The organism is Cupriavidus sp. Met-2 (genome assembly GCF_049843575.1).
GTDB classification, from domain to species: domain Bacteria; phylum Pseudomonadota; class Gammaproteobacteria; order Burkholderiales; family Burkholderiaceae; genus Cupriavidus; species Cupriavidus metallidurans.
In genome coordinates this window covers 1-14,386 of the sequence record NZ_JBBHZL010000028.1, presented here as the reverse complement: position 1 = coordinate 14,386, position 14,386 = coordinate 1, and the positions used below count along the sequence as shown (strand labels likewise).

Annotated in this window: 12 protein-coding genes; 8 read left to right on the top strand and 4 right to left on the bottom strand. The window is 62.3% G+C overall.

Features of this window, described 5'->3' with window-relative positions; all coding sequences use genetic code 11:
* Positions 1 to 217 precede the first annotated feature (217 nt).
* From WD006_RS28780 to WD006_RS28770, 3 genes are all read left to right on the top strand, one after another.
* Positions 218 to 751, top strand: a complete 534-nt coding sequence (locus WD006_RS28780; protein WP_029307890.1) for an AAA family ATPase — start codon at positions 218 to 220, stop codon at positions 749 to 751.
* 365 nt (positions 752 to 1,116) lie between these two features.
* Positions 1,117 to 1,662: a DUF2726 domain-containing protein gene (locus tag WD006_RS28775; RefSeq protein WP_029307891.1), complete on the top strand. Its 546-nt coding sequence runs from the start codon at positions 1,117 to 1,119 to the stop codon at positions 1,660 to 1,662.
* Between the two features lie 435 nt (positions 1,663 to 2,097).
* Positions 2,098 to 3,951, top strand: a complete 1,854-nt coding sequence (locus tag WD006_RS28770) for an AMP-binding protein (RefSeq protein WP_029307903.1) — start codon at positions 2,098 to 2,100, stop codon at positions 3,949 to 3,951.
* A 32-nt stretch (positions 3,952 to 3,983) separates the two neighbouring features.
* Here the strand turns inward: WD006_RS28770 and WD006_RS28765 are convergent, their stop codons facing one another.
* From WD006_RS28765 to WD006_RS28755, 3 genes are all read right to left on the bottom strand, one after another.
* Positions 3,984 to 4,826 carry a helix-turn-helix domain-containing protein gene (locus WD006_RS28765; RefSeq protein ID WP_227874030.1) on the bottom strand — a complete coding sequence of 281 codons (843 nt, stop codon included), beginning with the start codon at positions 4,824 to 4,826 and terminating at the stop codon, positions 3,984 to 3,986.
* A 14-nt stretch (positions 4,827 to 4,840) separates the two neighbouring features.
* Positions 4,841 to 5,680 carry a class II glutamine amidotransferase gene (locus WD006_RS28760; protein ID WP_011516473.1) on the bottom strand — a complete coding sequence of 280 codons (840 nt, stop codon included), beginning with the start codon at positions 5,678 to 5,680 and terminating at the stop codon, positions 4,841 to 4,843.
* 212 nt (positions 5,681 to 5,892) lie between these two features.
* Positions 5,893 to 6,324: a universal stress protein gene (locus WD006_RS28755; RefSeq protein ID WP_011516472.1), complete on the bottom strand. Its 432-nt coding sequence runs from the start codon at positions 6,322 to 6,324 to the stop codon at positions 5,893 to 5,895.
* 460 nt (positions 6,325 to 6,784) lie between these two features.
* Here WD006_RS28755 and WD006_RS28750 point away from each other — a divergent pair, with 460 nt between their 5' ends.
* From WD006_RS28750 to WD006_RS28735, 4 genes are all read left to right on the top strand, one after another.
* The gene (locus WD006_RS28750) at positions 6,785 to 8,116 is read left to right on the top strand and encodes an HlyD family secretion protein (RefSeq protein ID WP_029307905.1); all 1,332 of its coding nucleotides are present in this window, start codon (positions 6,785 to 6,787) and stop codon (positions 8,114 to 8,116) included.
* 70 nt (positions 8,117 to 8,186) lie between these two features.
* On the top strand, positions 8,187 to 9,542 hold the full coding sequence (locus WD006_RS28745; protein WP_029307906.1) for a hypothetical protein: 1,356 nt from the start codon (positions 8,187 to 8,189) through the stop codon (positions 9,540 to 9,542).
* A gap of 14 nt (positions 9,543 to 9,556) precedes the next feature.
* Complete coding sequence (locus tag WD006_RS28740; protein WP_011516469.1) at positions 9,557 to 11,533, top strand: glycosyltransferase; 1,977 nt, start codon at positions 9,557 to 9,559, stop codon at positions 11,531 to 11,533.
* Between the two features lie 3 nt (positions 11,534 to 11,536).
* Entirely contained in the window at positions 11,537 to 13,030 is a 1,494-nt protein-coding gene (locus WD006_RS28735) for an efflux transporter outer membrane subunit (RefSeq protein ID WP_029307907.1), read from the top strand.
* On the opposite strand, the gene WD006_RS28730 is transcribed toward WD006_RS28735, so the two are convergent.
* Complete coding sequence (locus WD006_RS28730) at positions 13,010 to 13,507, bottom strand: cytochrome b (RefSeq protein ID WP_029307908.1); 498 nt, start codon at positions 13,505 to 13,507, stop codon at positions 13,010 to 13,012. The two genes, WD006_RS28735 and WD006_RS28730, sit on opposite strands and share 21 nt — an antisense overlap.
* A gap of 347 nt (positions 13,508 to 13,854) precedes the next feature.
* Between WD006_RS28730 and WD006_RS28725 the strand changes: the two genes are divergently transcribed.
* The coding region (locus WD006_RS28725) for an MFS transporter (RefSeq protein ID WP_425648347.1) at positions 13,855 to 14,386 on the top strand (532 nt) is incomplete at its 3' end.

Below are 14,386 nucleotides of genomic sequence, written 5' to 3'. Positions count from 1 at the left end.
CGCCGGTAACTCTTCCGTGCCGATCATGCTTTGAGGCCAAGGCTTGCCTGGCGTCGCCGGTTGATTTAAGCTAAGGCGCATGACCCATTTGACCGTCAACTCCATTATTTACGCCGCGCGAATCTCGGCGGGATAGCTATTGAGTTGACAATACGCAATCACAACCCGCCCAGAAGGCGGGTTTTTTGCTTTCTGGGGCGACACGGAGCGCTTGGAAATGGATCAAGAAACGAACGTAGTCGCCTGTAGCGATACGGCTGCCTTGCATATGGTTTGCGGGAAGATCGCTTCGGGTAAATCCTCACTGACGGCACGCTTGGCCGCCGCCCCTCGGAGAGTTCTGCTGAGCGAGGACAAATGGATAGCATGTCTCTACCCGGACGAAATCCATACGCTATCCGATTACATGAACCGCACAGCGCGCATAAGAACACTTCTTACCGACCACATCGTGTCGCTGCTCACGGCGGGTACATCCGTAGTTCTGGACTTCCCATTCAATACCGTCAGTGCTCGGACGTGGGGCGCCTCACTATACCGAGCGGCCGGCTGCGAGCATCGACTCCATTATCTGGAGGTGAGCGACGAGATCTGCAAAACCCGCTTGAAGGCCAGGAACCTGTCAGGCCAGCATCCTTTCCAGACATCAGAAGAGCAGTTCGATCAGATAACCAGCTATTTCGTGCCCCCGGCGCACGGCGAAGGTTTCAATCTGATCACCTATGACGAGACTGGGAAGGTCCGTTACTAGGCGGACTCACGACGTTCGAGTGCCCGGTTAGAGGGGAGTGTGCGGTTCGCTCCTGGCCTTCGGCCGTGCTCGCCAGGGCGAGCCCCTGGCGCTTGTTGTCCACGATCGCGCGCTGGTCGACCTCCGGGAAACGGTCATAAGTCGTGTAGGGCAGGGGAGCACCCTCCGCCCACAATTCGACATAGCCTTCGGGGTACTCGGCCACCTCGATGTAGCCATGAAGGCGCTGGCGGCCTCTATGGTGCTGACCTTGTGCAGGCGTAGTTTCTTGCCGTCAGGCGCAGGTCCCCGAGCAAACCAGCCCTCTCTATAAGCGGCTTTTCCGTTACCCTTGTCGTTACGTTATCGCATCGACCGGAGGCCGCTTGAAGCCATTCTTTTTCCTGATCCTAGCTCTCGTGCTCGTGCTTGCTGTAGCTGCGGCGTCGCGCGGCCGTCGGCAGAGAGGCACCAACTTCGCCTATGCGCGGCGTCAGTTGATGACGGAGCGCGAAGTCGGCTTTTTCCACAAGCTAAAGAGGTCTTTGCCGCAATCGCATTTGTTCGCGCAAGTCTCCATGTCAGCCATCGTAGATGTGAAGCGCGGAGGCTTGGCCGCGAGGGGGCGCTTTAGCCAAAAATACGTGGATTTCGTTGTCTGCTCGCCAAATTGTCGAGTTCTTTACGTGATCGAGCTGGACGACAAGAGCCACAACTCCGCAGCAGCACAGAAAGCCGACGCGGTAAAAAATGAAATTCTTCTGGCAGCAGGAATTCCGATTAAGCGTTACTCGTCGGTAAAGGTCGACGAAGCAACGCTGGCGCGGGATTTTCAGGAGGCGATCACGGCAGTGGCCGCTGGAGCTGGTGGCGCGAAGCAGCGGCAACCATCTGCTGAAAAGCCTGCTGGCGTTCGTATCGATGGAGCTTGAGTGCGTCGATTGTCCAGGCCGGGATGGGCCTGCGACCGGACTGCCAATCTCGGATTGTTCTGTCGCATCTGCGCAATAGACGGACTAGGTGTTTTCGTTGCAGCCCCGAGGCGTGCTTCTCAAATTCGATCGCACTGACCCAGCGCCTGGACGGATTCTTCATGTCGTCTCCGGCAATAAAATGCCAGCACGTTATGGGCTGGCTTTTGCGTCTTGAATCCCCGTAAACGGGAGCTTGACCCTTGTTTTCCATGGCTGCTTAAAACTTGATTCAATGCCAATAATCTATCTTATGTTAAATAATATGAGCACCTAAAACCATGCTCACGACCGGCCATCCATAGCTGAAATCTTCAAGACGCCGCCGCCCTCGTCTGTCAGCATCGTGTTGCATAAAGTACAACAACGATAGCGACTTACAGCATGGAGACGCCAATGGAATTCAGCATACCTCTCGTGTCGAGCCTCACGGAAATTGAAGCGATCGAGCGCTCCGGCGTCGCGGTTCAGGCATGGAACGCCGCGATTGGTGGCACGGTCTACGGCGCGATTCGCGCTAGCGCCCAGCGGCACGGCGATGCGCCGGCGCTGACCTACATTGATGCGGCGGATGGGCCGGCCCGGACGGTGAGCTATCGGGAGCTTTTGGACAACATTACGGCGGCAGCGCGGTTCTTTTCGGAACTGGCTGGCCCGGGCTGTGGCGTGGCCTATATCCTGCCGTCCTTCGTCGAAACGCACTATGTGCTCTGGGGCGCCGAAGCTTGTGGTTTCGCGGTGCCGCTCAACCCCTTCCTTCAGCCCGATGAGATCGTCAATCTTGTCCGTAATTCGGCTGCCGATGTTCTCGTGTTTCCGAAGGGCGAGATCCCTGGCATCGCGGAGCGCGTCGCGGCGATCCGGGCGAATCTTCCGGATGTTCGCCTTGTAGCGGTCGGGCCAGGCTCTGCGGCGGACTTTGCCATCGATTTCAATGCTGTCCTGGCGGACAGCACCGCGCATGGCTGCGCAACGTGGGAGCCGTCGGGCGACAGCGACGCAGTTGTGGCGTATTTCCACACCGGAGGGACGACCGGGCTGCCCAAACTTGTCGCGCATAGCAGCAGGAATCAGCTTGCCGCGGCGCTGGGGGCTGCAAGCCTGCTTGGCATGCGCAAGGATGACCGGGTGACCAACGGCATGCCGTTGTTCCACGTTGGCGGGACGATCGTGAGTACCTTGTCGGTCCTGCTGTCGGGCGGCCATATCATCATGCTCTCGGCCCAAGGACTCCGGAATCCCGCCATGGTGACGGGGATCTGGAAGATCGTCGAACGGTTCGGCATCACGATTTTTGGCGCTGTGCCGACGGCTCTCGGCGCCCTCCTCAACGTCCCGGTCGATGCCGATATTTCATCGATTCGATACGGCCTGACCGGGGCGGCACCGTGTCCATTCAGCGTGACAAAGCGCTTTGCCGAGGTAACTGGTGTTGAGCTTCACGAGCTGCTTGGCATGACGGAAACCGGCGGTGCGACGGCGGCGGATGCGGCAGGCCAGCGCCCGACAGTGGGTTCCGTGGGCTATCGGCTCCCGTTCACGAGACTGCGTGTGCGACGCCAAGACGCCGAGCAAGGTCTGGGGGACGATTGCGATCCGCATGAAGTCGGTGTCCTGTTTGTCGAGGGGCCGCATGTTTCGCACGGCTATCGTGATCCGAGCCAGAATGCCGGGGTCTTTATCGAAGGTGGGCTGAACACAGGAGACCTCGCCTACTTCGACGATGCGGGCAAGCTTTTCATCGCTGGACGCGCAAAGGACCTCATCATCCGCAGCGGCCACAACATCGATCCGGGGATGATCGAACAGGCGATGATGATGCACCCTTCCGTCGCCCTGGCAGCGGCCGTTTCGCTGCCGGACAAGTACGCTGGCGAATTGCCGGTCGTCTTTGTCGTGGCAAAGCCTGGCGTCGGCATCAATCTTGAGGAACTCGATGCCTTTGTCAAAGAGCGGATTGCGGAGCGGCCGGCCTGGCCGAAGGCGATCCACGTGCTGGACCAGTTGCCCACTACGGCCGTTGGCAAGCTGTTCAAGCCCGCCTTGCGGGTCAAGGCCGCAGAGCTACTGCTGCGACCGGCACTGGAGACGATCGCGTCCACCGCCCTGAGAGCGGTCGAAGTGAGCGCGGGCGGAAAGCGCGGTCTGCATGTCGATGTGCGACTAGTGGCGCCGGATGCCGAGATCGAACAAGCCGTGAAGGTCCATCTGGAGGGCTATACGTTCACCTGGGCGCTGCATCGCGAGTGATTCCCGGTGGTTACCCGCCCTGCTGCCCCACCTCAGGCACGGTGTGCTTCGACTGGTCGATGGATATGGCTCAGGCTTTTTACCATGGTTGGTGAGAAGCCCAGGTAGCTGACGAAGGTTCGTGTCATGTGCGCGGCGTCCGAGAAGCCGCAATCCTGCGCCAGCGTGCTCAGGTTGCCAGGAGACTGCAGCCTGGCGCATGCGTGTCGGTACTTCCGCCAGAGGGTATAGGTCCGAAGCGGCACGCCGACCTCTTCCACGAAAAGATGGGACAGCCGGCTGACCGAAAGGTCCATCGCTGCCGCCAGCTTGCTCGCGAGATGCGGTTCAGTCCATTGCGATTCGAATTGCGCGAGCAGGTGCTCTCGGCGCGAAGCCGATTTCGCCCGCAAATGGAGGGAGAAATCCGGCGCCGAAGACAACAGTGCTTCGATGAGCCGGTCATCCGGCTGGCGAGGCACGGCGCCAAGTAGTTCTCCGCGCAGTGGATCGCGGCAGGCCCGCAGCGGTCCGTCTGGAAGCGCAAGGAACGTCTTCTCTCCCAATGCCTTGCGTGTCGACAGAAAAAGCGGATGCCCCGGATCGAGACTGAGGCTCAGAAGCTGGCAGTTCAAGGCCTGGATGGCGCGCGGCGCAAGCTCTCGCACGACGAACGCCCGCGCTTTGGGCACTGGCACGTCGTTGATTGAAATGGAGAATGGCGTGTCATCCAGGGAGAGCAGCACGCTGATTGCCGGGCGCCTCACAGGCCCGGACACAAGATCCTGCGTCGTGATCGCGATACTGCGCTCGAACATTGTGATCCGTGCACTCGGACAGTACGGTGCGGCGGCCGCATTTCCTGTTCGATCCACGCCTGAGAATCCATGCTTCATGCCATGCCGATCCATCAAGGCTCCGAATACGTCGGGATGAACGGGTAGTAGTCGACCGTCCCCTGTCTGGCTTGCATGAACGTGGCTTCCGGGATCTCGGCCCAGGCGCCAGGCAGATCCACCAGGGGTTCGGACAGGATCAGCACGGCATCATCGCCCACTGCGGCAATACCTGGATTCTCCGGATATAACTCGCGGAGGTGTCGAAACGAATTGCTGTGGAATAGCGAGCGCGAGTCCCCTTCGCTGGAATACCGCACCGCAACGATCTGATCGCCGTCGGTCGCGCAAATGGTCATGTTCACGGGAAAATCGACCCCATGGCGCCGCCCCACATGTTCCACCAGTCCCACCGTCCTTTGCAGTGCTTCGCGTGGGTCCCGCTCCAGCCCGAAAGTCAGTGCCAGATAGAACATGACCTCCGAGTCCGTGGAGCCTTCGATCCAGCGAAACAGTTCGGGCGCGATCGAAAGCATCAGTTCGCGCCGGACCTCCGGGTATTGGCGGATCAGCCCGTTGTGGGCAAACAGCCATCTGCCATATCGGAATGGATGACAGTTGGTTTCCTGGGCCGGGGTGTCCGTTGCCGCGCGAATGTGCGCGACGAACTTCGCGGCTCGGATGGCGCGCGCCGCCTCGCGCAGGTTGATGTCGTTCCAGGCCGGGTGGATGCAACGGTACCGGAACGGTTCCTCGGAATGCTTGGCATACCAACCCATGCCGAAGCCGTCGCCGTTGGTCGTGGTGTGGCCCAGCCGCGAATGCAGGCTTTGATCGATCAACGAGTGCTGGGCCCGGAACAGCACCGTTTCCAGTTGGATGGGATTGCCTGAGTAAGCCAGCCAGCGGCACATGATGCGTCTCCTTGCAGTCTCATCAGGATAGGCGACGCGCGCCAATCTGTAACAGGCACTATCAAGATGATTCTGGCGTCCTTGGGCGGGGTTGGGCGACGTTGGCCCGGCCACTCGTACCGTCTGCGTCACCCTGGCCAGAACCGCTTCGCTTCAGTCTGATAGCGCCTCCAGGCCCATGCAGGCACCATGGCAGGATGGGAGCAACCGCCCTAGCCTTCCTGGTCGTTCGGATTGACGATCAACGCGGGCACCGTGGACTGCGCTGCGATCTTCGATACCACCGAGCCAATGATCGAGGACCGGAGCGCACCGATCCCCTTGGCGCCCACAATGATCAGGTCCACGGCGTTCTCGGTGGCGAACCGAAGGATCTCCTCCGATGCATTGCCGCGCAGCCAGTGCTCGTGCAATTCGCTCACTCGTCCTTCCAGCAGACCTCTGGCCGATTCGAACACCACACGTGCTTCTTCACGATTCTCGGTTTCAAAATCGACGGCGCTGAAGCCGGTGCGTCCGAGTATCGGCGACACGTGCACCACATGCACGATCAGGGGCTGGGCCAGGCATGTCGTCGATGCAAGCCATGTTGCCGCATGTCGGCTATAGGTGGACCCATCCATCGCCAGTACGATCGCTGTCATTCAAAGCTCCTTATCGTTCTCGAGTGTCGCAGCGCAAGTGTAATGCCAAGCGGTGAACTTGCCGCGTTGTAAGCGACTTGAAATGCAGGCCTTACACATTCTTACAGCACGCAGGGCTTAACTTGTCTAACTTTGAAACGCTCCTGCGCTGCATCGCATCAATCAAGTGATGTTGTGTCCTGAGTTTCTCTGGCGCTTGCGCCTCACTGTATCTACACGTGCCCACAATCATATCGGCAATCGGGCGCGTGAATTCATCGGGTCGGCGGTATCGATCCAGAAGCCTGTTCCGGCGGCGTTGTGACGGCCCGGGGCAACGGCGCATAACAAACAATCTGGGGGACGAAGCACTGCGCACTGCGCGGGTGGGGATTCGCTCGCGTGGCGGCAGCTTGTTGCCTATTGCTGACCGCGATGGCTTTGGCTATCTCGGGTGGCCCACCTTTTATCCGGAGGCGGCATGGATAAGAAAGTTGACCAGAAGGACTCGGTACCCGCACGGGTCAAACCGTCTCAACACCCACCGCACCACGACTCGTTAATGCAACGGCGCGCGGGCGTGCCAGGCCTGCCCTTGTGGCGGGTGGTGCCTCGGTTGGCCAGCTATGGGATGGTGGTGTTCATCATCTGGGTGGTCCTGTCGGTGATGTTCCCGTACATCTTCACGCGGTCGTCCGAGCGCGCGATCGTGAATAGTCCTGTCACCCTCGTAACCACGCCGGTGGAAGGCGTTGTCACCAAGCAGGTGGTGACGGTAGGCGGCAGCTTCAAAGCGGGCGATCCACTGATGGCGTTGCAGAACCCGAATATGGACCGCGCGCTGCTGGTGGAACTGACCGGGAAACAACTCGATAACCAGAAGCGCCTGGAGGCCGCGAAGGTGAAGCTCGAGGCGGACCAGACGCGCATGGCGTCGACGGGTGGCGATATCAAGCGTTACCAGGCCTCGGCGGATCGCGAGCACGCCTCGCGCGTGCGTGGCATCGAGGCCCGGCTGACTGTAGCGAAGCAGCAGATCGACGCGCAGGAGGACGTGGTCAATCGCAATCAGGCCATGCAATGGGCGGGCGCGGTCAGCCAGGCCTATACCGATGCGTCACGGAACCAGCTGACCGTGCTGGCCGGTTCGCGCGATGCCATCCAGGCGGAGCTCGACAGCGCGCGCAACAGCAGCGAAGCAGCGCGTAGCAAGGTATTCAGTTCGAGCGCGGACGGCGCGCTGGGCGCGCTGTCGCAGAAGCAGGATGAGCTGAAGGCCGAGATCACGCAGACGCAGGCCGAGATCACGCAACTGGAACAGTACGGCTCCGAGGTCGACAAGCTCGTGACGGCGGAGCAGGAACGCCTCGAACGGGTCTCCAACCTCGATATCAAGGCGTACGCGAGTGGCATCGTCGAGGATGTGCTGACGCCACCGGGCACGCGGGTTGCCGCCGGCGCCACGCTGATGCGCACCACCAACTGCAGCCAGCCCAACGTCGTGGCCGTGTTCCCGCGCAGCCTCAGCAAGGATCTGCTGCCGGGCGCGAAGCTGACCGTGCTGGTCGATGGTGTTCCCACGCCGCAGCCGGGCACTGTCGCAGAGATCATGCCGCGTGCCCCGGAAGGCGATCAGGCGCGCTACTTCGTTCCCTTCCCGCCAATCGAGAAGAACGAGATTTACCTGATCGCGAAGCTCAACAAACCGCTCCCCGACCTGCGCAATCGCGGCAGTGGCAGTACCGATCGGTGCGCGCTTGGCCATTGGGCCAAGGTCAGCCTCGATCGTCCGTGGTTCACCCGCCTGATCTGACCAGAGCCTATCCGGATTGATCGAGCAGGCGCGAAGCCATTCACTCAACGCCCGCAGGAAGGAGACAACCGTGCAGCGTCATACGTCAAAGGGGGGGACAGCCGGGGGCATCCGGCTGGCTACTTGCCTCGTCGCATCATGCATTCTGGCCACGTCGCCCACCTTTGCGGCATCGTCAGCCGACGGCCGCACGCAACTGCGCGATAGCGGTTGCCAGACGCTGGCGCGGCGCGTGGCGGCCATTCCGGGCTCGGGCCCGATATGGCTGGCCAGCTACGAGCCCGCGCCCGGTGGCGAGCCGTTGCCGGCGCCGCTGCGTCAATCGGCTTTCGTCTACGACAACGCGCTAGCCGGCATCGCACTGATCGCCTGCGGCCAGCGCGATGCGGCGCGGCGTATTGCCGATGGCGTGCTGGCGGGGATGAGCCGCGACCGCCACTACCATGACGGCCGTCTGCGCAATGCCTATCGGGCGGGTGCGATACCTAACGGACCTGTGCCACTGCCGGGCTGGTGGGACGACGCCAGCAAGCGCTGGTTCGAGGACCGCTACCAGGTGGGCACCGCCACCGGCAATGTTGTCTGGGCCGCCCTGCTTCTGCTGGCCACGTATGAGGCCACGCGCGCGCCTGCCTATCTAGACGGTGCCAAGGCGCTGATGGGATGGGTCGACAAGGAAACCTTCAACGCGGACAGTCCCGCCGCGTATATCGGCGGGTACTTCGGACACGAGCCGAATCCCGAGCGCCAGGGGTGGAAATCCACCGAGCACAACGTCGATGCCTATGCCGCGTTCCGCTGGCTGGCCAGATACAGCAATGATCCGCGCTGGAACACGGACGCGGAGCGGGCGCGGCACTTCGTCGAGAGCATGTGGCAGTCGCGCGAGGGGCGTTTCGCGATCGGCACCCGCGATGACGGGCGGACGCTGAACGGCGGGCCCTCGGCGCTCGATGCATCGCTGTGGCCGTTGATTGCCATCCCGGACGCCGCCGGCACCTGGCAGCGCTCGCTGGACTGGGCGCGCACCCGGCACGCCGTCAATGGCGGATTCGGCTTCAAGGCCGATCCCGATGGCGTCTGGACGGAGGGCACCGGCCAGGCCGCGCTGGTGCTGCTGGCCACCAACCATGCCGATGTCGCGGGTCCGCTCTGGCCGCTGTTGTTGTCACAGCGCGCGCCGGACGGAATGCTCTTCGCCACACCCGAGAAACGGATTCAAACGGGGCTATCGATCGGCCCTGATTCGAAGACCGAGGACTTTTACTACTTCCACCTGCCCCACCTTGGCGCCACGGCCTGGGCCGTACTGGCCGCCACGGGCTGGAATCCGTTCCAGCCGGGAGGATGCCGGGCGAACTGCGCAGCCACGACGGCGTCCGTCAGTGGTCCGAGCAATGGTCCCGCCAACGGACCCAACGAGTGACGATAGGAGTAACGATGTTTGCCGAGTATCTCGATGGCCGTATGCTCATGCAGATCAATGCGGGCGCATTCCTGATCGCGCTGCTCTGCCTGCGCGGCGACCGGCAGCGCACCCTGGACCGCTGGCTTTTCGGCGCCGCGGCCGGCGTGCTGCTGCTGGTCTATTACGTATGGCGATTCACCGACACCTTGCCGGAATGGCGCATGGACTTCCCGAGCCTTTGGGCGCATGCGTTCTTCGGCTTCGAGAGCCTGACCATCGCGTACACGCTGATCTCGATCGGCATCATGACCCGCACGTCCGATCACAGCGCCGAGGCTGACGCCGGCGAGACCGCATTGCGACGCGGGCGGGAAGCACCGCCGGTGGACATTTTCATCGCCACGTACAACGAAGGCCTCGACGTGCTCGAGAAGACCATCGTTGCCGCGCTGGATATCGACTATCCGAACTTCCGGGTCTGGGTGCTCGACGACACCCGTCGCGACTGGCTGCGCGAGTTCTGCGATCAGGTCGGGGCACGCTACGTGACCCGGCCCGATAACGCCCACGCCAAGGCCGGCAACCTGAACAACGGCCTGCGGCACAGCGCGGAACTCGATGGCGGCGCGCCATTCATCATGGTGCTCGACGCCGATTTCGCACCCAACCGGAACATCCTGCTACGTATCGTCGGGCTGTTCGACGATCCACAGGTCGGCGTGGTGCAGACGCCCCAGTTCTACTACAACGCCGACCCGATCCAATACAACCTTCGCTCCACGGAGTGCTGGGTGGACGAGCAACGCGCATTCTTCGATGTCATGCAGCCGTCGAAGGACGCCTGGGGTACCGCGTTCTGCATCGGCACATCGTTCGTCGTGCGCCGCGAGGCGCTGGACCGGATCGGTGGTTTCCCGATCGGCACCGTGACGGAAGATATTCACCTGACCTACAAGCTGATGCCGCATGGCTATATCACGCGCTGGCTCAATGAGCGCCTGAGCGTGGGCCTGTCGGCAGAGGGCCTGCCTGAGTACATCAGCCAGCGCAGCCGCTGGGGACTGGGCACGATCCAGGTGGCGCTCACCGCCGACGGGCCGCTGCGCGGACCCGGCTACACGTTGCGCGAACGCCTGCACTATGTGCACGGGCTGCTGCACTGGTTGAGCCGCCCGTTCACGCTGATGCTGCTGGCCGGGCCGCTGCTGTACTGGTACTTCAATGTGCCGACGCTGTACGGCGAGCCGCTGCAGTTCCTCGCGTTCGGCGTGCCGGCGTTGCTGCTCTACTGGGCCTATAGCATCTGGATCACAGGCGCGCGTGCGATGCCGATCTTCACCGAGGTCACGCAGATCGTGGCGGCCATGGCGGTTTCCGCAACGCTGGTCAGTGCCATCTTCAAACCGTTCGGCAGGCCGTTCAAGGTCACGAACAAGGGGCTGGACCGTTCAAAGCTGGTCGTCCACGGCAAGTTCGCCGCGTTCTATGGCGCACTGTTTGTTCTGGCCGCCATGGGCCTTGGGCGTGCCGTGGCCGCCGACGGCACGGCCAGCGGTGTGGTCTTCAACATCGGATGGACCGTGATCTCGATGGTCCTGTACCTGGCCTCGTTGCTGGTCTGTTTCGAGCTGCCCCGGCCGCGCAAGGAAGAACGCTTTCCACACCGCGAGCGTGCCCGCCTTTGCATCTACGGCAGCGACGGCTTGCCACGTGAATTCGATGGCGTCACGCAGGACATGTCGTGCAACGGGATCGGCCTGATCAGCGATGCTGCCGGTCGGGTGGAAGCTGGCGCCACGGGCGCGGTCTGGCTCTCCGAACTGGGCTGGGTGACCTGCCGCGTGGCGCGCACGCAAGGCCATCTGCTAGGCATCGAACTGTTTCCGGACATGGCGGGACGCCATCGGCTAATCCGGATGCTGTTCGGCGAACCGGCTCACAACATCGCGCACCGCGGCCGCCCGCGTGTGGCTATCGTGCAATTGCTGCGTCGCGCATTTACCGGATGAACCATGAAAAGAAAGCCAACCTCCCTGATTCGCCCGCCGCGCTGGACCCCTGCCCTCCTCGTGCCGCTGGCGCTTGCCGCCTGCTCGCTGGAACCCACCTACCAACGTCCGGAGTCACCGGTACCGCAGGCTTACCCGACCGGCCCTGCCTATGAAAGCGCCAACAAGGGGCCCGCGGGCCAGGCGCGGCCGGACCAGGCAACGCCCGCCGCGAGCCTTGGCTGGGAGGACTTCTTTACCGACCCACGCCTGCGCACGCTGATCGGGCTGGCGCTGGCGAACAACCGTGACCTGCGTATCGCGACGCTGTCCATCGATCAGGCGCGAGCGCGGTACCGGATCCAGCGTGCCGCGCAGTTTCCGGCGATCAACGCCAATGCAGGCTTTGCCAGTACGCGGCTGAACAGCGATCTGCGCGCGCCCGGACAGGACGCCGTGATCAACTCCTGGACTGCGGGCGTAGGCTTCAATGCATTTGAGCTCGATGTGTTCGGGCGGGTGCGCAGCCTCAAGCATCAGGCGCTGGAGCAATATCTGGCAATCGAGGAAGTGCGGCGCAGCGCGCAGATCAGTCTCGTGGCGGAAGTGGCCAGCGCCTACCTGACATGGCAGGCCGACCAGGAACTGCTCAGGCTGTCGAAGGAAACGCTCAAGGTCCAGCAGGACGCCGCGCTGATGATCAGCCGCAGCAAGAGCGCCGGCGGCATGGCGGAGATCGACATGCATCGCGGGCAGACCCAGGTGCAGACCGCGCAGGTGGATGTGGAGCAGTTCACGCGACAGGTGGCGCAGGACGAGAATGCGCTGGCGTTGTTGATCGGCGGCCAGCTACCGGCGGACCTGCCGCCCCCGCAGCCGTTTGCGAATAACTCGTATGTGGCAGAGTTGCCCGCCGGGGTGCCATCGACACTGATGGAGCAACGGCCAGACATCATGGCGGCCGAGCATCAGCTCAAGGGGGCCAATGCCAACATCGGCGCGGCGCGGGCGGCCTTCTTCCCGCAGATATCGCTGACGGCCACCGTCGGCGTGGCCAGCACGGCGCTCGCCTCGCTGTTCACGGGCGGCATGGCCTGGGCGTTCGCGCCGCAGATCACACTGCCGATTTTTAACGCCGGGGCCAACCAGGCACGACTCGATATCGCCACGGTGCAGAAGGACATTAACGTGGCGGCTTACGAGAAAACGATCCAGGGTGCATTCCGGGAAGTTGCCGATGGCCTGGCTGCACGCGGCACCTACGACCGGCAGACCGTGGCGCAGGAGGCGCTGACGAAGGAAGTTTCCGAAACCAAGCGGCTGGCGGAAATCCGTTTCAAGAACGGGGTGGATGACTACTTCCCCGTGTTCGATGCGCAGCGGCAACTCTACGATGCGCAGAAGAAGATGGTGACGATCGAACTGGCCAGACTCACCAGCCGCGCAAGCCTATACAAGGCGCTGGGCGGCGGGTGGTCGCAGCAGACGGTGGCCAGCCTAGATCATCCGGCGAAGTAGCCGGTCCTTCAGGACGAACTGGTGCCACAAGGCGGCTGCGGCGTGCAGGCCGACGAAGATGTACACGAACGTGGCGCCAGTTTCGTGAATCTCCTTCGCCAGCTTTGAGTACGGCTCATTGATCGCGAGCGGCAGCGCCAGCTGGAAGCCATAGACCGGGATGGTCCTGCCCTTCCACGCCACCGCCAACATGCCGAGCACCGGCATGGCCAGCATCAGCACATACAGCACGAAATGCATGGCGCTTGCCGCGCGGTCCATCCACCGTGGGTCCCCGGCCGGCGGCGGAGGGAGCGGTTGGCTCACTCGCACCAGCAGACGCAACAGCATCAACCCCAATATCGTGATGCCCGCGGATTCATGAATTGCCATCATCGCGGCCCGCTCGGTGCTGCCCTTCGGGAACACGTCGCGAAACTCCACCGCCGCAACCGCCACCACGGCGCCCAGGAATACCAGCCAGTGCAACGCGCGCATGGCTAAGGAGTATTTGGGCTGGAAGGTCAGGGAGAGGGTATGTGGGGATGTCAAATGCATTTTTGTCCTCTTTTGTTCCAACAGAACAATTCTGCGCGTCATGTCTGTCCGGAATCAATCCTCAATACCGCTCCCAGCTTGTGACAGGTCAACGGCAAAGCGTTGACTTCAGCAATGAAGCAAGCGTCACAGCACATCTTCCGGGCACCCTCTCGTTTTCCCCGACTGTCCCAAGATGCAAAAACGTTGTCCCGAATGATCAAACCGTGGGCTGCGAATCCTAGATACTTCGCCGGTCACGACCCGACGCTGTCATCACGATGTCACGGGTCATTTAGGAGGCAGACATGCACGGATACCGTTCCACCCTTGCGCCAATGGCAGGCGCGCCTGCCAAGGCCAGGCTGTCGCGATATTACCCGTGGCTGGTCTTCGCGCTGAGCTTTGGGTTGCTCCTCTCGGACTATATGTCCCGGCAGGTTTTGAATGCGCTGTTCCCAATGCTCAAGCTCGAGTGGGGACTCAGCGACACTGAATTGGGCGCCTTGGGCGGCGTCGTTGCGTTGATGGTGGGGGTACTGACCTTCCCGCTGTCGATCCTTGCTGACCGTTGGGGCCGCGTGCGCAGCCTGACGCTGATGGCAGCGCTTTGGAGCCTGGCCACGCTCGGTTGCGCGCTGGCCAATTCCTTCGGCGAGATGTTCCTCGCACGGCTTTGCGTTGGTATTGGCGAGGCCGCCTATGGCAGCGTCGGCATTGCCGTGGTGGTCTCGGTATTCCCCCGGCACCTGCGTGCCAGCCTCAGCGCAGCCTTCATCGCCGGTGGCGCATTCGGCTCGGTACTGGGCATGGGGCTGGGCGGTGTGATTTCCGCTCACT